We start from the raw sequence: 18,620 nt of genomic DNA on the forward strand, positions 1-18,620 counted from the left end.
TTACCGAGAACTGGATCGGCGCTCACGAACGCCAAGATGAGACCGTGAGAAAGGCGCAAGAACTCGGCACTCTCGAGTACTTCAAAATTCCGCCCAATCGCGTCATTGAGTTGGGGGCGCAAGTGGAGATTTGACCGAGCGGCAAACCCGCGTCGACATGGAGATCGAGACAGGCAAGCGCCGCCGCATCGGCACCAGACGCCACCAAGCGGACTTCCCCGAGGTCCTTGCCCACAACCTTTAGACCGTTGATGATCGCCGCCGCAACGACGATTGCCGTGCCATGCTGGTCGGCGTGGAAAACCGGGCTCGTGATGCGTTTGCGGCATTCGCAGTTCGACAATGGACAAGGGCAGCCTCGCGGAAGCTTGTGGTGTCAGATCGCTTTGTCATGTTGTCGATTCCTGGAAGGGCTGACGCGCAGGCAGTTCCGCTCGCGCCGTGACAGGCGAGCGAAACACCAGCGACTCAATGAGCGCTCGGTCGCACGATTGGCTTTTGGGCCGCCATCGGCTCACCTGCGAGCTGTCCGGCCGGCTTCAACGCCTCGACGCTCGTGTCGCCTTCGCGATTGAGCATCGCCCGCGCGACGTTCATGTCGAGCGCGCCCTCCCAGCGGGCCACGACAACCGTTGCCACGCCGTTGCCGATCAGGTTAGTGACTGCGCGCGCCTCGTTGAGGAAGCGATCGACGCCGAGCAGGAGCACCAGTCCTTCCACCGGAATCTTGTGCATCGAGGCGAGCGTTGCGGCCAACGCTACAAAGCCCGCGCCCGCCACGCCGGCAGATCCCTTGGACGTCAGCAAGAGAACGCCCAGCACGAGCAATTGATCCCAGATCGTCAGGTGGACATTCATTGCCTGTGCGATGAACATCGCCGCCATCGTCAGGTAGATCGCCGTGCCGTCCGCGTTGAACGTGTAACCCGTAGGCAGCACCATCCCGACCACGGGTCGCGAACAACCCATTCTTTCCATCTTGATCAGCATCTGCGGCAGCACCGCTTCGGTCGACGCCGTGCCGAGCGTAATGAAAAGTTCGTCCTTGATGAAGCGAAGAAACTTCCAGAGCGACAGTCCGCACACACGCATCACGATGCCAAGGACGACGACCACGAAGAAGATCGATGTCAGATACAGACACAGCATCAACTGGCCGAACGAAGCGAGCGTGCCGATCCCGTACTTCGCGATGGTGAACGCCATGCCACCGAACGCGCCGATCGGTGCCACGTACATCACGATCCGGACCACCCCGAACATGCCTTGCAGGAACATGTCCAGCATGTCGACAAACGGTGCCGTGCGCGGACCCAGCCTGGCGAGCGCAACGGCAAGCAGCAGCGAGAAGAAGATGACGGGCAGGATCTCGCCGTTCGCGAATGCGCCGACGATGCTGTTTGGCACGATGCTCATCAGGAAATCGAGCGTGCCGTGTTGCTTCGCCGCCTGCGTGTAAGTCGCAATCGCCGAGCCGTCGATATGGGCGGGATCGATGTTCATGCCGGCACCGGGCTTGACGAGATTCACGACCACGAGACCCACCAGAAGCGCAATCGTCGACGCGACTTCGAAGTACAGCACTGCCCTGAGACCCACTCGACCCGCCTCATGAAGATCGCTCATGCGGGCAATGCCGACCACAACGGAGGCAAAGATGATCGGTGCCAGCAGCATCCGGATCAGCTTGATGAAGAGATCCCCTAGCGGCTTGAGCTGCGAGCCGATGTCGGGGTAGAAGTGCCCAAGCAGGATGCCGGCGATAATACCGATGAGGACCTGCACGTAGAGCCTGGAAAGCGATTTCCTGATTGATACCAGCATGTCTGTCTCCTATGCGTGGCGTCTTTTTGATGGAATCAGGGCGAGCGCCCGCAGCGCAGTCGATCGCTGCGGTGAGCACGGGCCGGATTTCGCCTGCGCTCTATTGTTTTTGTGTGAGCGCTGCGCCGACTTTCTTTGTCGGCGCCGATGCCTATTGAGGGCTGCTTAAGCGGACAGCTTTTGCATCTCGGCGAAGAGATCGGCTTTGCCTTCGAAGCCGATGCCGGGCAGGTCCGGCATGGTGATGTAGCCGTTCTCGACCTTGACGCCGTCGGGAAAGCCGCCATACGGCTGGAACAGATCCGGATAGGATTCGTTTCCGCCAAGACCGAGGCCCGCTGCGATGTTCAGCGACATCTGGTGACCGCCGTGGGGAATACAGCGCTTCGGCGACCAGCCGTGCTCACGCAGCATGTCGAGCGTGCGCAGATATTCGACTAGACCGTAGCTCAGCGCGCAGTCGAATTGCAGCCAGTCGCGGTCGGCACGCATGCCGCCGTAGCGGATCAGGTTGCGCGCGTCCTGCATCGAGAACAGGTCTTCGCCGGTCGCCATCGGCTTGTCGTAGTAGTTGCGCAGCGTAGCCTGGAGTTCATAGTCGAGCGGGTCGCCCGGTTCTTCGTACCAGAACAGATCGTATTGAGAGAGCGCCTTCGCGTACTGGATCGCAGTGTCGAGATCGAAGCGGCCGTTCGCATCGACCGCCAGCTTCTGGCCGTCGCCAAGCACGCTCAGGATCGAATCTATGCGGCGCAGGTCTTCATCGAGCGACGCGCCGCCGATCTTCTTTTTCACGACCGTATAGCCCCGATCAATGTAGCTGCGCATCTCGTCCTTGAGCTTTTCGTGGTCCTGGCCCGGGTAGTAGTAACCGCCCGCTGCGTACACGAAGATCTTGCGGTCGGGCTGGCCATTGCCGTAACGGTCGGCCAGCAACTGGAAGAGCGGCTTGCCTTCGATCTTCGCGACGGCGTCCCACACGGCCATGTCGATCGTGCCGATTGCCACCGAGCGCTCGCCGTGACCGCCGGGCTTTTCGTTCGTGAACATCGTCGCCCAGATCTTGTGCGGGTCGAGGTTGTCGCCGGCATCGTTGACAAGCGAGGCGGAGTCGGCTTCGAGCAGTCGCGGAATGAATCGTTCGCGCATCAGCTTGCCCTGGCCGTAGCGGCCGTTCGAATTGAAGCCGTAGCCCACAACCGGCTTGCCGTTACGGATCACGTCGGTGACCACGGCGACGAGGCTCAGCGTCATCTTGCTGAAGTCAATGTAGGCGTTACGGATCGGGGAGCTGATCGGTACGGTTTTTTCGCGGATTTCGACGATTCTCATGGCATTGTCTCTTGGGTTCTTTGAACAGTATTGCGACCCCTCGGCTGCAATATGAGACATAGCTTAAGTGCGAAAAGCACTGCTACACTGCACTTTCGTTTATTACATTTTTCACGTCCGGTGAATACTGAAACGCAAACCGCCACCGATTTCGAGTTTTTCATTCTTCTGGCGAAACTCAAGAGTTTGTCCGGTGCCGCGCGTGCGCTCGATCTGTCCCCGCCGGCTGCAACGAAGCGGCTTGGCGTCATCGAGCAGCGACTCGGCGTACGTTTGGTGAATCGCACCACTCGAAGCGTGAGTCTTACTTCCGAAGGCGAAACGTATCTCCAATATGCCACCCAGATAGTTGGGCAAGTCCGGGAGATGGAAGAAGCGATTTCTGGATCAAAGCGTGACCCGCAAGGTCTTCTGCGTATCAACGCAACTCTTGGATTCGGCCGGACAACGATCGCGCCACTCGTGTCGGAGTTCGCGAAGCGGTTCCCTAGCGTCGAAGTTCAGTTTGAAGTGACGGATCGGCCAGTCGATTTAGTTGAGGGTGCTTTCGACATGGCGATCAGATTTGGCGAACTTCCCGACAGTCGCCTGAGCGCACGGCGCATCATGAGCAATCGTCGTTTTCTCTGCGCTTCGCCGAAATACCTGGAGAAGTACGGCACACCCGAGCGCGTCGAAGACCTGGCTGAACACCGCTGCATTATCCATCGGCAGAACGACGACGCCTACGGGGTATGGCGTTACATCGTGAACGACCACACCGAGGCAATCAAAGTAAAAGGCGCTTTATCAAGCAACGACGGCGATATAGTGCTGCGTTGGGCTTTGGAGGGACATGGAATACTGATTCGATCGGAATGGGATCTCGCGAAGTACGTGCAGAGCGGGCGGCTCAATCTCGTGTTGCCGAACACGGTCCTTCCTTCCGCCGACCTATTTGTCTACTACCCGCGGCAAAAGAATCAGACGGCTCGCGCGCGAGCCTTCATCGATTTCCTGGTCGGTCGATTCCAGGCACCCTTCATCCCGGTCGATACGGGCACCGAACCGCGTGAACGGAAAAAGCGAAGTCCGCGCGGATGAGTTGTGGAGCAATGCGATCTACCGCCCTCAACCCATTGCGGACAACCAGTCCTCGCGTGCGAATGACCGGCAGTCTGCCAATGCGAGCCACTGGCGGGGACAATAAGTATCTCCGCAAACGTCCCTTCCCTAAAGCCTCGTTCAGCGATGCAACATCTCTTAGCAGACGACCTGCAGTCGCTCCGCGCACGCCAGGAGAATCTCGTCAGGATCCCGGCGCCACCAGTTTTTTGCCGAGAAAACCTCCACTTCGACGTGCTCGGCATAACCCGACGACTCGACGCAGCGGCGCAGCGCGCGCAGGTCCACGACCCCATCGCCCATCATTCCTCGATCGAGCAGCATGTCATCCGTGTCGCGCAGCCAGTCCGAAACGTGGAAGGCGAGGATACGGTGTGCCATTCCCGCCGATTGTATCGACTGAAACAAGTCAGGGTCCCACCAGCAATGATAAATATCAATCGCAATGCCAAGCGCTTCGGATGCGCCTTTCGGATCGATGCGCTCACACAAGTCGAGCGCTTGCGCGATCGTGTTCAGCACCGATCGGTCCGCGGCGTACATCGGATGCAGCGGTTCCAGCGCAAGCGGCACCCCGACCTGCTTCGCGGTATCGAGCAGTTCTGCCACGCCCTCTGAAACTTGCGCACGAGCAGCGCAAATATCGCGGCTGCCTTCAGGCATGCCGCCCACCACCATGACGAAGCAGCGCGCATTCAGTTCGGCTGCGTCATGTAAGGCTGCCTTGTTGGATGCGATATTTGCTTCAAATTCCCCGCGCGTCGCCGCGGGAAGGTAAGTCGACCGGCAGTAGCCCGTGACGGTCAGGCCGTGAGCCCGTATCTGCTTGGCCATTTGCCTGACGTCGCCTGCCTCCACTTCGTGCCGCCAAGGAGCGATCCCGCCGAAACCGGCCTTGGCAATCCGGTCGATCGTCACGCTCAGCGGTTCCCTGTGGCCGAGCGTGGCCGTGTTGATCGAACAGCGATCGAGTCTTCCCTGTAGCGTTTCCATGAATGCCCTTTCATATTTCGGGTTCGAGAGGCGTTCGCGGCCCGACGTTACTGTGCGCATCCAAGCCCACTCATGACGAGGCCGATGCGCCGCACGGCGTCTTCCGGATCACGCAACAGGCCGGCTTGGTCGGAGAGACGAAACACCTCCGCGAGATAGGCAGGCGAACGCATGCCGTGATGCCCCGCCAGCATGAAGAAGTGATCCTGGAACCCGTTCAGGAAAGCGAGAAAGACAATGCCTGTCTTGTAGTACTGCGTCGGCGCGCGGAAGATGTGTCGCGAGAGCGGCACCGTGGGCGCGAGAAGCGCGTCGTATTTCCGATAGTCGTTCGCTGCGAGCGCGGCAAGCGCTTGCGACGCGGCCGGCGCGATCGCATCGAAGATGCCGAGCAGCGCGTGCGAATAGCCTGCTTCGTCTCCCGCGATGAGCGACGGATAGTTGAAGTCGTCGCCTGTGTACATCTTGACGCTCGCCGGCAATCGACGGCGAAAGCTGATTTCCTTCGCCTCGTCAAGCAACGAAATCTTGATTCCGTCCACCTTGTGCGCATTGGACGCGATGATACCGAGGCACACTTCGGCCGCTTCCGCGAATGTCGAGGCGCCCCAGTAGCCAGCCAGTTCGGGATCGAACGCTTCACCGAGCCAGTGCAGGATGACCGGCTGGTCGCACATCGAAAGCACTTCGCCATACACGCGCCGATAGTCCGCTGGCGTGCGCGCGACCTTCGCGAGCGCCCGGCTCGCCATCAGGATGATGCGGCTGCCGGTGCGCTGAATCGCTTCGATTTGCGTGGCGTACGCGCGGATGACGTCGTCGCAGGTATTCGCGGCGGATGCCGGCAGATGATCGGTCCCGCATCCCGAAGCAATGAGCGCACCGGGAATGTCGCTGGTTTCTGCCAACGTGCGCGCTACTAGTTCGAGCGCGCTCTCCCACGGCAAGCCCATGCCACGCTGCGCGGTGTCCATCGCTTCCGCGATCCCGAGTCCCTGGCCGAGCAGGTAGCGACGGTATTCGATCGTCTTCTTCCAGTCGATTGCCGGCCGGCTGCCAAGATCGGTCGCGTTGAGCGGATCGGCGACCACATGCGCCGCCGAATATGCGATGCGGTTGAATGGGCGGGACGGCGCGACGACGTCGAGCGGATTGCCTTGAATGCGATAGTGTTCCAGCGTGCACTGCAAGGTCGGGAGCTTCACGGTGAGGTTCATGATCGACTCAATATTTGTTGATGAGAAGGCCGCCATCGACGCGGATCGCCTGGCCCACGCTGTAGGGAAGACCGCCCGTAGCGAGCGTGCGAATCGTCTTCGCGACCTCCGACGGTTTGCCCCAGCGTTTGATGGCCGTGAGCCCCTGATCGATCAGCGCGTCATAACGCGCTTTGGACGGTGCGGTCATTTCGGTCTCGATGAATCCCGGCTGAACCTCGTAGACATTCACGCCCAATGGCGCCAGCCGTAATGAAAAGAGCGTTGTCGCCATCGAAAGAGCAGCTTTCGACACGCAGTACTCGGCCCGCTGCGGCGAGGCCGCCACCGCATTCGACGACGTGATCGTGATGATCGAGGGTTGCGGGTCCGTCATCGCGCCTCCGGCTCCGGCGAAGCGTTTCCCGAACGCCTGCATCAGGAAGAAAGTCCCCCTGGTGTTGACGCCGAGACATCGATCGTAGCTTTCGGCGCTGACGTTGAGCAGGTCCCCGCGCGACAGGACGGAAACGCCTGCGTTATTGACCAGACACGAAACCCGCCCGAGGTGCTGCTCGATGTTCTGGAACAGTGCCTCATGAGTCTCGATGTCGCCGAGATCGGAGATGACCGCATGTGCGCGCGAGCCCCTATCGCGGATGCTGTTGCACACACCATCGAGCTCGGCGGACGGCTGGACGTCCGTGACGGCCACGTCAAAGCCAGCATCGGCCAGTTCGAGCGCGATCGCCTTGCCGATTCCCCTTCTCGCGCCGGTGACCAGGGCTACCGGTCGTTCCATCATGTTCGTCTCCTTCGGGATTTACAATTCAGAAGCGGTGCATCCGTTGCATCGCACATAAGTAACGATATGGTTCGGTATTTAACGAGCGATGGAACGGCGTGTCAAGGGGGTCTACCCTAACGGCGGACAAGCGCAAATAGGGACAAGGCGTGCTTGTCCCTATTTGCGGCTAGAAACGAAAGGGATTTACCGCGGACGCAGAACGCTCAGCACGGTGTCGATGTTGAATTCGAGTCGCGCCTGCAGCGCCTCTTTCGAGAGGAAGTCGAAGCCGAAAATGACTTCGCCCGTATGGCGATTGGTCAGGTAGTAGTAGCCGACGGCGGCAAGCGTCAGATGCAGTTGCCGCGCGTCGACGCCCGAGCGGAAGTCGCCGCTCTCTACGCCGCGGTCGAGTATGCGTTGCAGCATGTCGATGAAGCCCGTATGCAACTCGCGAAAACGCTTCGACTTCTTCACGTGACGCGCGCGATGAAGATTCTCGCTGTTGACGAGCGACATGAACTCCGGGTGCTTCAGGTAATAGTCCCAGGTGAACTTCATTAGCTCGCGGATCGCGTCCACGGGCGCGAGATGATCCAGTTCCAGTTCGCTTTCGGCCGTACGGATGCTCGTCCAGGCTTCTTCCAGCACGGCCTGGAACAACTCCTCCTTGCCCTTGAAATACTCGTAGATCATCCGCTTGTTGACGCCGGCTTTCTCGGCGATCGACTCGATCCGCGCGCCGCCAAGACCGACCTTCGAAAACTCGGCCTTCGCTGCGGCCAGGATCTTCGCCTGGGTCTGGACCGGGTCGCGCATGCGTTTCGGCGTGGCTCGAACTGTCGTTTTTCGGGGAATTTTTTCGTCCTGGGACGTGGTCGGCATCTGAACTTCCTCGGAATCGTTGAAAGCGAACGCGGAAACTCTACACCACCCGCGTGTTGCCGCCTGCCGGTTCGTTCTCCACGTCCGCGTCATCGTAAACCCGACAAATCGCAAGTACCGCTTGAACGCAGAGTTCCGATCTGACAACATCCGCTTCAAGTAACGAACCGGTTCGGTATACATCACATCGGCCGGCTCCTTTCAAATTCGGAGGCGACATGAATAAGTGGACTGATGCTGAGACAGCCGTGGCGAGTATTCACGACGGCGCGACGATCGCGATCACGGGCTCGGGCGGCGGTCTTCTCGAACCGGACGCGCTGCTGCAGGCGCTTGAGCAGCGCTTTCTCCAGACGGGTCATCCGCGCAACCTGACGGTGGTTCATGCGCTCGGCGTGGGCGATGGACAGGGCAGCGGGCTAGGACGCTTGGCGCACGCAGGCCTCGTGCGGCGCGTGATCGGCGGCCACTGGGTCTGGTCTTCAGCGATGCAGCATCTTGCCGAGGCGGGTGAGATCGAAGCCTACAGCTTCCCGGGCGGCGTCATCGCGACGCTTTTCAGGGAGATCGGCGCAGGCCGGCCGGGTGTCATCACGCGCGTCGGCTTGCGCACGTTCGTCGATCCGCGGGTCGATGGCGGCAAGCTGAACGAAGCCACGACGGAGGATCTCGTCGAGCTCGTCCAGATCGGTGGCGAGGAATATCTGCGCTTCAAGCCGTTCAAGGTCGATTTCGCGCTGGTGATGGCCTCGTCGGCCGACGACAAGGGAAATCTGAGCGTGCGTCACGAACCGGCCGACCTCGATATATATGCAGTCGCGCTGGCGGCTCACAACAGCGGCGGCAAGGTGATTGCGCAAGTCAAGCGGCGCACCGATGCCTACGTGCCCGCGCGGCTCGTCCGTGTGCCGGGAATACTCGTCGACACGACGGTCGAGTGGCAAGCGCAGCGCCAATGCGCCGTGAGCGAATACGATCCGTCGCTCAGCGGCGAGGCGCTCATGGAGGTCGGTGACGACGAGAAGCTGACGGTCGATGTCATGCGCGAGATCGTCGGCGAACGTGCGGCGCAAGAGCTTGGGCGTAATCAATCGGTCAATTTCGGCTTCGGCTTTCCGGGCGTCATCCCCGCGATTCTGCGTTCGCAGGGACGACGCGCCGATTACTGGGGTTCCGTGGAGCAAGGCATTCACAACGGCAGCATGCTCGATGGCGCCATGTTCGGCGCGGCGCGCAACGCCGACGCCATCCTGCCGAGCGTCGATCAATTCGACTTCTACAGCGGCGGCGGAATCGACGTCACGTTCCTCGGCATGGGCGAGTTCGACGCCGAGGGCAACGTCAACGTGTCGAAGCTTGGCAGTGTGGTCGTGGGTCCCGGCGGCTTCATGGACATCGCGCAGGGTGCGAGGAAGATCGTCTTCTGCGGAGCGTTCGAAGCCAAGGGGTTGAAGGTGACGAGGCATGACAACCGGCTCGACATCGTCTCGCCTGGCAGCTTCCCCAAGCTCGTGAAGCAAGTGCGGCACATCACGTTCAGCGGCGTGCAGGCGCGCCTGGACGGCAAGGAAGTGATCTACATCACGGAACGCGCCGTCTTCCGGCTTGACCCGCTCGGGGTGACGCTCATCGAAATTGCAGAAGGCGTCGACCTGCAAAGAGATGTTCTGTCCCGCATAGAGTTCGAGCCGCTCATCGCCGATCACCTGCTGCATGACGCGACTCACTAGCCTTCACTCTTCCACACTGACCTATCACGCTCAACATCATGTCGAATTCCGACGTCCTTTTCGAGCGCCGCGGCCGTATTGCGACAATCACGCTCAATCGCCCGTCTCGCCACAACGCCCTCACACTCGAGATGCTGCGCGATATCGATGCCGCGCTTCATCAGGTGGAGGATGACAGCGATCTGCGGGTTCTCACATTCCGCTCCACTAGCAAGCGCTTTTTCTCGAGCGGGGCTGACATCAACGAATGGGGTGACATCGACCCCGAAGCGATGGGGAGCCGATTCATCCGCGCAGGCAACAGAGTCTTCCGGCGCATCGCGGAACTCGATATTCCGACTATCGCCGTTCTTTCGGCCAGCGCGCTCGGTGGCGGGTTCGAGCTCGCCTTGTCGTGCGATCTACGATACGCGTCGACCAGCGCGACCATCGGATTTCCGGAAGCATCGGTTGGAGCGATCCCCGGATGGATGGGCTGCCAGCGGCTCTCCGAACTCGTGGGCACGAGCCGGACCCGTGAATTGGTGCTGCTCGGCGAACCGATCGGCGCGCTTCGCGCGGCCGAGTGGGGCGTCGTCAATGAGGCAGTCCCGGACGATCAACTCGACACACGCGTCGACGAAGTGTGCGCCGTCCTTCAGCGGCGATCGAAAGCGTCCCTTTCCGTCGGCAAGCGACTGCTGAGAATGTGCGAGTCGTCTCAAGCCGAACTTGCTCACGAGTTCGCCGCATCCGTATGCAAAGCGACGCCCGACGCGCTGGAGGGCGTCAGAGCCTTTCGCGAGAAACGTCACGCGGAGTTCAGTTAAGCGGCCGGCCCGCCCAGGGCCTGTCGCCGGAAAGCCTTAAGCCTCAAGTCGCGTGTAGAGACACGCTATCCCAGTCAGGAGACGAAACATGGACCGATCTAACTATCGGTGGCGCATTTGCGCCCTGCTTTTCTTTGCAACGACGATCAACTATCTCGACCGGCAGGTGTTGGGGTTGCTAAAACCCGATCTCGCCGTGAGGTTCAACTGGACAGAGGTTCAATACAGCTACATCGTCGTCGTATTCACGGCATGCTATGCGATCGGGATGGTGCTATCGGGCAAGCTCGTCGACAAGGTCGGTGTCAAGATCGGTTACGGCGTCTGCGTGCTGGTCTGGAGCCTCGCTGCGTGCGGCCACGCACTTGTGCGAAGCACCGTGGGATTCGGCGTGATGCGCGCACTGCTGGGGATATCCGAATCCGGAAGCTTTCCGTGCGCCGTCAAGAGCGTCTCCGAATGGTTCCCGCGCAAGGAGCAGGCGCTGGCGGTCGGGATCCTGACATCGGGTACGAGCATCGGGGCGGTAGCAGCCCCTGCGGTTGTCCCATGGCTCGCTGCAACCTACGGCTGGGAGGCCGCGTTCCTTGTCACCGGGTTGACGGGATTCGTCTGGTTGGGCTTCTGGTACGTGATGTATCAGGCACCGCAAAAGCATGCGAAGGTGTCGAGCCAGGAACTCGAATACATCTCGGGCGATCGCGTGTCGTCAAAATCGAATGGACCTTCGGTCAGTTGGGTTTCGCTGCTAAAACTCCGTGCAACGTGGGCGTTTTTTGCCGGCAAACTCCTCACTGATCCGATCTGGTGGTTCATGCTCTTCTGGCTGCCGTCGTACTTCAACTCGCGCTTTCATCTCGACATGAAGAACCTCGGCCTGCCGCTCGTGGTTGTCTATACGGCGACCTCAATCGGCAGCATCGGTGGCGGCTGGATTTCGTCGAAGCTGATCGCGAAGGGTTGGCCTGTCAGCAAGGCGCGACGGGCCACGATGCTCGGGATGGCGTTTCTTGTCGTGCCCATCGCTTTCTCGCCGTGGATCGAGAACATGTGGGCCATGGTTGGGTTGCTGAGCCTCGCTGCTGCCGCGCATCAGGGATGGTCGGCGAACCTCGTCACGACGCCTTCCGACATGTTCCCAAAAGAGTTGGTCGGATCGGTCGTCGGAATCGGCGGATTGGCCGGTTCCTTGGGCGCGACGCTGTTTCCCCTTTTGGTGGGTGCCATTCTCGATCACTTCAAGGTGCTCGGTAACATCGGGGCTGGTTACAACATGCTGTTCGTCATCTGCGCATCCGCCTATCTTTTCGCGTGGATCGTCATGCGCGCAATCCAGCCTACGCAGGTGACCACGTCGGAATTGAAAAAACTATCTGCGGAATCCGCGACATGACGTAAGCCTCGAAGTCGATGCACGGCCCACGCGCGGCCAGGATCTCGCCGCGTGTCGGACCGGACCGACTCGAAATCGGCGGGACATGCTCCTGATATTCAAAGCGCGATTCTCAATTTAACCATTCCCGCGGCAAGGTTCGCGCATTCAGGTCGCGACTACTGGCGGGGCGGCAGCCTCTTCTTTCTCTTCGGTCAGAATCGTTTGGCCAGGACGAACCCGCCCGAAATGCACGGCTTCCTTGGAAATCTGGACATTCCCATCTGTAAGCCTGACGGTCGTGAAGGTCGAAGACTCCAGATCTCCCGCAGCAGGAAAGTCTTCTCGGAAGTGGGCGCCTCGCGAGTTGTCTCTTGCAATCGCAGCTTCAGTGATCACCCGGCTGACTGAAATGAGATTCCGCAGGTTCAGCCAGTCGTGCCATTGTGCATTGAAAGCTCGATCGCCATCCGCAACGCCAGTCGTCATGAGTTGGACGTGCATTTGAGCGAGCGTTTCACGCGCCCTTGTCAGTCCGTCCTCGCTTCTGATGATTCCGACATCCTTCCACATGCACTCGAAGAGCGACTCCCGGATTGCTTCCAGCTGCTTGCCCTTCTGGGCGAACGGAAGCTCCGCGTCCCTGATCGCGGCAAGTATCGCCTGCTCATCAGGCGCGCGCATGGCGTTGTTCGCACGAACCCAATGCGCCATGCTATCTCCGGCGATGCCACCGAAGACGGTCGAGTTCGCCACTCCGTTCCCGCCAAGCCGGTTTGCTCCGTGTACACCACCCGTGTCCTCACCGGCGGCAAAGAGCCCGGCGAGGTCAGTCCGACAGTCCGCCTTGAAGACCACACCGCCCATCATGTAGTGAGCGGTCGGCACCACTTCGACCTCGCCTCCGGCAAGATCGAAACCGCAATCGGCACATCGTTCCACCATTCCCTTGAATTGCTTTCGCACCTTCTCCGGCCCGAGATGACTCATTCGGATAAAGACACCGCCGTTGGGAGAAGTGCGACCGGCTCGCATCTCCGCATAGATGCCACGGGATACGATATCTCGCGTCGCACGCTCGCCTCTCGGGTCGTAGTTGTGCATGAAGCGCTCATGCTTGCCATTCAGAAGGTGACCGCCCGCCCCTCGCAACCCCTCCTCAAGCACAGTCCCCGTCATCCGGGTGTGACTACCTGCAAGAAGTCCGGTCGGATGAAACTGCACCATCTCCATGTCGCGAAGAGTCAGTCCGGCGCGCAGCGCCATCGCCAGGCCATCGCAGCTCTTGTCTCCGGAAGGCGTGTGATACCGGTACATCGTCGGGCCACCGCCAGTCGCCAGCAGCACCGCTTTTGCCTGGACGAAGACGAACTCGCCCGTTCTCATGTCGATCATGAGCACACCGGCGAGGCCATCATCTCCAGGCGTCTTGATCAATTCGATCGCACGATGTTCTTCCAGCCGATTGATGCCTCGGCTCCACACCTGTTCGGCCAGCCGATTGATGATCTCGATACCCGTCAAATCGCCCTTGTGAACAGTCCGGTCGAACGTCTGTCCTGCAAATGCCTTCTGATGTACTGAGCCATCGGGATTGCGGTCGAAGAAGCATCCAAGCTCATTCTCGAGTTCCCGTACACGCTCGACAGCGGTGCTGACGAGCGTCCACGCCAGATCCTGATTTGAGAGCCATTTGCTGCCCTCGATGGTGTCCATGAAGTGACGTTCGACGGAATCGCCCGGCGCCAACGCCACGTTGTACCCGCCTTGTACCATGCGCGTGCATCCGCACTTTCCAAGCAGACCTTTTACCGCAACAGTAATTGAAAGCTCAGGCGCCGTCTGATGCGCGTGGAGCGCTGCAAAGAGCCCTGCGCCGCCCGAGCCAAGGACAAGGATATCTGTCTGAATTCGCTTGATGGTCATGATGCGGACACTCCAAGGCTTGCCAATGCGTCCGCCCGTCGCTGAGCGGTGGTGTCCCTGACCGCGTCGTACAGGCAGCTTCCATGACTGTCCATTGCGACAAGCAAGGGCCCGAAGTTCTTGATCTTGAATCGCCAGAGAGATTCGGGATTCAAGTCGTCGAGATCCACGGCTTCGATCTTCTCGATCCACGTCGTCTCGAGCGCCGCCGTGCCTCCGATGATCGCAAGATACACACCGCCAAGGTCCTTGAACGCGGCCTTCGATGCATCGCGCAATCCGCCCTTGCCGACAATCATGCGAACGCCGTATTGCTCCATCAATGGCCGCGTGAAGCGTTCCATGCGATCGGATGTCGTCGTTCCGATGCAGACCGGCTGATAGCCCGCCGGGTATTCGGGACTCGGCATGACCTTGCGGACATTCGGCGCAGTATGGATGACAGCGTGGCCACGGAGATCGAATTCGGTCGTGCGGCCCTTGTCGAAGAGATGAATCTGCGTGGCATCGCGAATGCCAAAGAGCGTGGTCTCGAGCGTAACTGTGTCGTTCACCCGGAGCTTGCGAATTCGGGCCTCGTCAACCGGGGTCGACAGTTCATAGTGAGCCATGATGTCAGAATCCGTAGGTGATACCTTCGTTGGAGAACACCGCCTTTGCACGCCGAGCCGAGTGACATTGCATGTTCACTGCGATCGGGTTCATCGTGATGTGCGTGGAGGCGATCTCGATATGGACCGCGAAGGCGGTGCTGTCGCCGCCAAGTCCCTGCGGCCCGATGCCCAGCTTGTTGACCGCCGCCGAAAGCTCTTTTTCGAGCGCCGCGCCTTCGGTATCGTTGCAACGCGTGCCCAACTCGCGGGTAGCAGCACGTTTGGCCAACGCGACCGACAGGTCCGACGTCCCTCCCAAGCCCACGCCGACGATTGTCGGGGGACACGTCTTTCCGCCCGCCGCGACGGCGCAGTCAATCACGAAAGTCTTGATCGCATCGATGCCCTCCGCCGGCACAGCCATCTTGAGGAATGAGTTGTTTTCAGAGCCGCTGCCTTTCGGGACCATCTCGAGCGTGACGCGGTCGGATTCACGGGAGAAATCGATATGGATCACCGGCACTTCGATTCCGCATGACGTATGGTTATTCTTGCGGGTAAGCGGATGAACCACCGAAGAGCGAAGCGGATGCTCCTTCGTGGCTCGCTCGCAACCGCGACGGATCGCTTCCTTCAGCTGATAACCGTCGAACTCGACATTGCGCCCGATGCCCACGTTGTAGATGGGAATGCCTGTATCCTGGCACAGCAGGTTTTCCGTATCTTCAGCGACGCGGATATTTGTTTTCATCGTGCTCAGTACGCGCTGCGCGACCGGCGAGGTCTCGCTCGAAGCAAGTGTTTCGATGCCGGCTTTCACATCCGGCGGCAGTATCTTTAATGCGCGGATGTAGAGCTCTTTCGCGGCTTCCTCGATTGCCGACAGATCGAGTTTCATATTCAAGTCTCCTGAGTCTCTTTTGTGGGGATGTATCGCGTTGCAAACGCGCTTCAATGCATCAGCGCGAGCAAGAAGGCAAGGCCGGTGCATGCGCTGGCGCCAGCACCCAGCGCGAGCCAGTTTTTCCGTAACCCGTTCCACGGCAGGAATTCGATCGCCAATAGACGCAGCCCGCCCATCAGATGAAGGGAAAGCAGGACGACGAGGCCCCACTCCGCGAATTTGAACAATGGCCGGTCGGTGAAACGGAGGAACCCATCAAGCGCGCCATTGTGCGAAAGCGCTTTGCCCAACGCCCAGAAATGGACAGGAATGAAAAACGCCAGTGCGAGCCCGGAAACCCTGTGTACGATGAACGCCCAATATGCGGGGTGCGATTTGGCGCGGTAGTCGTTCTTTCTCATCACAGAATCACTCCGAAGACCGCTCGCATTCCCAGGATCGCAAGCGCGAGCGTAACAACCGCACAGGTGGCATGCGCCGAACGTCCACGCCAGCTCAGCCACTCTTCCGCGATGCGCAGAAGACCGATGGGCACGTGCACCGTGCACGCCAGAACAAAGACCGTGTAGAAGCTGGCGAACAACCAGTTGCGATGCGTGCGCGCGAGGATTGCGCTTTCGCTCAGGCCGCTGTGCACTGCATATACGATCACGACGATGTGGAGCACGACGCATGCAGCGAGCACCATTGCGCTGATGCGCTGCCAGTACCAGAGACGGGCCTGCGTTCGCAGGGACAGTGACTGCATTACAGATCTCCCTCGCGTGCGGCCTTTACGATCAGCCGCTTCAGTCCTGCGATGCTTGCCGTAGGTGAAAGATGCTTGGGGCAACGCTCCGTGCATGAGCCCTGGGTATGACACGAGTGGCATCCCGCATCGCCGGCGACGGAATGCAAACGCTCGGTCCCGTTGATGTCGCGCTCGTCATTCATGAGCGTCCACGCACGGTTCATCGCGGCGGGCCCGAGATAGTCCGGCCGCCAGGTCACGACATCGCAGGACGAGTAGCAAACGCCGCAGCCGATACATTCGATGCCCGCGTCGGCAGCTTCCCGCTTTTTGCTTTGCGGTGATACCTTGCTGAAGTCGTCCTCTCTAGTCCGCTCTCCCTTGAATTGGCCTTTGGCGTCGGCCCATTTGTCGAAGAAGCGCTCCATGTTGGTCGCCAGATCCTTGATGACCGGCAAGTTCGAGAGCGGTGTGATCTCGAGTTCGTCGTCGACGGCCACCTTTGCCACGTGAGTGCGACAGGTCCAGCGCGCCTTGCCGTTGACGTTCATCGCGCACGATCCGCACATTCCGACTCGGCACGCGTACCGGTAGCCGAGATCCGGCTGGAGATTGCGTTGGATGTAGGTGACGACGTCAAGTACGGTCTGGTTATCGAACCGGGGAACATCGTAGGGAACCAGCTCTCCGGAGGTCCGCCCTCTCCATACCTTCACGCGGAGTGTCTTGTTGCTCATGTCGTCTCTGAGTGGGTTGTGCATCACCTGGCAAACTCAGTGTGCGCTGGCGCAATGCAAAGAAAAAGCGAGAATTTCTCCGGTCGAGACAAACATAATGTTTATGTTTGTCCGACACTGCGCCGTTTCAGAACGAACGCCATCTTTGCCTCGTCCCGCTCTTTTTCCAGGCCGGAGATGACCAGCGTCGCGACGGCATTGCCGATCATGTTCGTGACTGCGCGAATCTCGGAAATGAATCGGTCGACACCGAGAATCAACGCCGCGCCCTCGATGGGGATGTGCTTGAAAGCCGACAGCGTCGCAAGTAGCGTGACGAAGCCGGCACCCGATACTCCCGCTGCGCCTTTCGAACTGAGCATCGATAAAATCATCAATGCAATCTGCTGGTTAAACGACATCGGCACGCCATAAGCCTGCGCGATGAACATCGCGCAGATGACCTGGGCTACGCAGGTGCCGTCCAGATTGAAGGAGTAACCCATCGGCATGACGATACCGACGACCTGCTTCGGACAACCGAGCCCTTCGAGCTTCCTGATTAGTTGCGGAAACACGGATTCAGACGAAGTCGTCGCAAGGACCAGAAGGATCTCGCCTTTCAGATGCATGAGCAGCCGCCAGAGACTGAAGCCACTCATCCGGCAGATCGACCCGATGACGACCACCAGAAAGAAGATCGATGCGATATAGACCGTGATCAGCAACATGCCAAGCGAATGAAGCGCCGACAAACCATACTTGCCGACCGCAAAGCCCATCGCTCCGAGGGCGCCGAGCGGGGCGAGGCGCATGATCACGGCGACGATGCGGAAAAGTACCTCGGAGACGCTTTCGAAGAACGAGATCAGTGGCTTTCCCTTGGGACCGAGGTACGACAGGCCGATTGCGAAGAAGCACGCGATGACGACGATCTGCAGCATATCTCCGGAGGCGAAGGGACCCAAGAAGCTTGTCGGGATGATGCTCAACAGGAAGTCAACCAGCCCATTGCCGTGGTGAGCGGCCGTCTCGTACTGAGCCAGCACCCGCGTGTCGGTGGTGCCGATCTGCAGGTTCATGCCTTCGCCCGGGGCCAGTATGTTGACCATGAGCATACCGACGAGGAGTGCCAGCGTCGTGACCACCTCGAAGTAGATGAACGTCTTTCCTCCCACCCGACCCAGGGAGCGAATGTCCCCTATCTGCGATGCTCCGCAAACGATCGTCGTGAAGATCAGTGGCGGCGTGATCATCTTCACGAGCCTGATGAAAGCGTCCGACATCGGCTTCAGCGACTGGCCGAATGCCGGAAAGAAATGTCCGATCAAGACGCCAAGCAGGATGGCGATCAGAACCTGCACGTAGATGTGCTTCAAGAGCCGGCGTAACATCGTGTCTCCTTCGGCTCACCGCTCTTGCTTCAGGGGAAGGCGGTGAGCGCGTCCTTTGGTGTCGCACCTCGCTCGCCTCTTTCCTGGACGATTGTTCTGAGGCGTCGTCTACATCACTTATGGCGATATTCCTGTTCGAAGATCGTCAGGCGCTTTCGAACAGACGCGTGAGCACGAACTCGCGATGGCCGAGCGTTTCCGCCGAGGTCCAGCGGCCGTTCGCGGTGGCGAGCATGCACTCGAGCAGACGGTCGCCGGACTGGTCGAGATTCTGTTCGCGCTGCAGGATGCCCGAGACGTCGACGTCGATATGTTCGCTCATCGT

At 59.8% G+C, this 18,620-nt stretch carries 17 protein-coding genes and 2 pseudogenes; 4 read left to right on the forward strand and 15 right to left on the reverse strand.

The features are described 5' to 3' along the window. Positions 1-70: 70 nt before the first annotated feature. The 3 genes and pseudogenes from AWB81_RS33510 to AWB81_RS33520 all read right to left on the reverse strand — a co-directional run. Positions 71-349, reverse strand: a pseudogene (locus AWB81_RS33510) (NADP-dependent malic enzyme); the annotation flags it as partial. Between the two features lie 119 nt (positions 350-468). Beyond that, positions 469-1,824, reverse strand: a complete 1,356-nt coding sequence (gene dctA / locus AWB81_RS33515) for a C4-dicarboxylate transporter DctA (RefSeq protein ID WP_062641634.1) — start codon at positions 1,822-1,824, stop codon at positions 469-471. A 165-nt stretch (positions 1,825-1,989) separates the two neighbouring features. Then, on the reverse strand, positions 1,990-3,156 hold the full coding sequence (locus AWB81_RS33520; protein ID WP_062641636.1) for a mandelate racemase/muconate lactonizing enzyme family protein: 1,167 nt from the start codon (positions 3,154-3,156) through the stop codon (positions 1,990-1,992). 120 nt (positions 3,157-3,276) lie between these two features. On the opposite strand from AWB81_RS33520, the gene AWB81_RS33525 reads away from it, so the two are divergent. After that, positions 3,277-4,239, forward strand: a complete 963-nt coding sequence (locus AWB81_RS33525; RefSeq protein ID WP_062641639.1) for a LysR family transcriptional regulator — start codon at positions 3,277-3,279, stop codon at positions 4,237-4,239. A gap of 159 nt (positions 4,240-4,398) precedes the next feature. On the opposite strand, the gene AWB81_RS33530 is transcribed toward AWB81_RS33525, so the two are convergent. The 4 genes from AWB81_RS33530 to AWB81_RS33545 form a co-directional block, all read right to left on the reverse strand. Next, positions 4,399-5,253 carry a sugar phosphate isomerase/epimerase family protein gene (locus AWB81_RS33530; protein ID WP_062641640.1) on the reverse strand — a complete coding sequence of 285 codons (855 nt, stop codon included), beginning with the start codon at positions 5,251-5,253 and terminating at the stop codon, positions 4,399-4,401. Positions 5,254-5,300: 47 nt separating this feature from the next. Beyond that, a complete protein-coding gene (locus tag AWB81_RS33535; RefSeq protein ID WP_062641643.1) occupies positions 5,301-6,470 on the reverse strand; it encodes a dihydrodipicolinate synthase family protein in 1,170 nt (389 codons plus the stop codon). A 7-nt stretch (positions 6,471-6,477) separates the two neighbouring features. Beyond that, positions 6,478-7,254 (reverse strand): 3-ketoacyl-ACP reductase, encoded by a 777-nt coding sequence (locus tag AWB81_RS33540; protein WP_062641645.1) that lies wholly within the window; start codon positions 7,252-7,254, stop codon positions 6,478-6,480. A gap of 186 nt (positions 7,255-7,440) precedes the next feature. Next, the gene (locus AWB81_RS33545; protein WP_062641648.1) at positions 7,441-8,121 is read right to left on the reverse strand and encodes a TetR/AcrR family transcriptional regulator; all 681 of its coding nucleotides are present in this window, start codon (positions 8,119-8,121) and stop codon (positions 7,441-7,443) included. A gap of 218 nt (positions 8,122-8,339) precedes the next feature. Between AWB81_RS33545 and AWB81_RS33550 the strand changes: the two genes are divergently transcribed. From AWB81_RS33550 to AWB81_RS33560, 3 genes are all read left to right on the forward strand, one after another. Beyond that, entirely contained in the window at positions 8,340-9,851 is a 1,512-nt protein-coding gene (locus tag AWB81_RS33550; RefSeq protein WP_062641650.1) for an acyl CoA:acetate/3-ketoacid CoA transferase, read from the forward strand. A 38-nt stretch (positions 9,852-9,889) separates the two neighbouring features. Next, complete coding sequence (locus tag AWB81_RS33555; protein ID WP_062641652.1) at positions 9,890-10,660, forward strand: enoyl-CoA hydratase/isomerase family protein; 771 nt, start codon at positions 9,890-9,892, stop codon at positions 10,658-10,660. Between the two features lie 88 nt (positions 10,661-10,748). Beyond that, positions 10,749-12,053, forward strand: coding sequence for an MFS transporter (locus AWB81_RS33560; protein ID WP_062641655.1), 1,305 nt, complete (start codon positions 10,749-10,751; stop codon positions 12,051-12,053). 147 nt (positions 12,054-12,200) lie between these two features. On the opposite strand, the gene AWB81_RS33565 is transcribed toward AWB81_RS33560, so the two are convergent. The 8 genes and pseudogenes from AWB81_RS33565 to AWB81_RS33600 form a co-directional block, all read right to left on the reverse strand. Next, positions 12,201-13,958: an L-aspartate oxidase gene (locus AWB81_RS33565; protein WP_062641657.1), complete on the reverse strand. Its 1,758-nt coding sequence runs from the start codon at positions 13,956-13,958 to the stop codon at positions 12,201-12,203. Next, the gene (locus AWB81_RS33570) at positions 13,955-14,569 is read right to left on the reverse strand and encodes a fumarate hydratase C-terminal domain-containing protein (RefSeq protein ID WP_062641659.1); all 615 of its coding nucleotides are present in this window, start codon (positions 14,567-14,569) and stop codon (positions 13,955-13,957) included. The genes AWB81_RS33565 and AWB81_RS33570 overlap by 4 nt, the downstream gene beginning before the upstream one ends. 4 nt (positions 14,570-14,573) lie before the next feature. Further along, positions 14,574-15,449 (reverse strand): fumarate hydratase, encoded by an 876-nt coding sequence (locus AWB81_RS33575; protein WP_062641661.1) that lies wholly within the window; start codon positions 15,447-15,449, stop codon positions 14,574-14,576. A gap of 53 nt (positions 15,450-15,502) precedes the next feature. After that, the gene (gene sdhC / locus AWB81_RS33580) at positions 15,503-15,856 is read right to left on the reverse strand and encodes a succinate dehydrogenase, cytochrome b556 subunit (protein ID WP_062641663.1); all 354 of its coding nucleotides are present in this window, start codon (positions 15,854-15,856) and stop codon (positions 15,503-15,505) included. Then, positions 15,856-16,203 carry a succinate dehydrogenase/fumarate reductase transmembrane subunit gene (locus AWB81_RS33585; RefSeq protein WP_062641665.1) on the reverse strand — a complete coding sequence of 116 codons (348 nt, stop codon included), beginning with the start codon at positions 16,201-16,203 and terminating at the stop codon, positions 15,856-15,858. Before AWB81_RS33585 ends, sdhC begins: the two co-directional genes overlap by 1 nt. After that, positions 16,203-16,922 (reverse strand): succinate dehydrogenase/fumarate reductase iron-sulfur subunit, encoded by a 720-nt coding sequence (locus AWB81_RS33590; RefSeq protein ID WP_062641668.1) that lies wholly within the window; start codon positions 16,920-16,922, stop codon positions 16,203-16,205. Before AWB81_RS33590 ends, AWB81_RS33585 begins: the two co-directional genes overlap by 1 nt. A 101-nt stretch (positions 16,923-17,023) precedes the next feature. Beyond that, positions 17,024-18,295, reverse strand: coding sequence for a C4-dicarboxylate transporter DctA (dctA, locus tag AWB81_RS33595; RefSeq protein ID WP_062641670.1), 1,272 nt, complete (start codon positions 18,293-18,295; stop codon positions 17,024-17,026). 145 nt (positions 18,296-18,440) lie between these two features. Further along, positions 18,441-18,620: pseudogene (locus tag AWB81_RS33600) on the reverse strand (UxaA family hydrolase); the annotation flags it as partial.

This window comes from Caballeronia arationis (assembly GCF_001544975.2).
Classification (GTDB): domain Bacteria; phylum Pseudomonadota; class Gammaproteobacteria; order Burkholderiales; family Burkholderiaceae; genus Caballeronia; species Caballeronia arationis.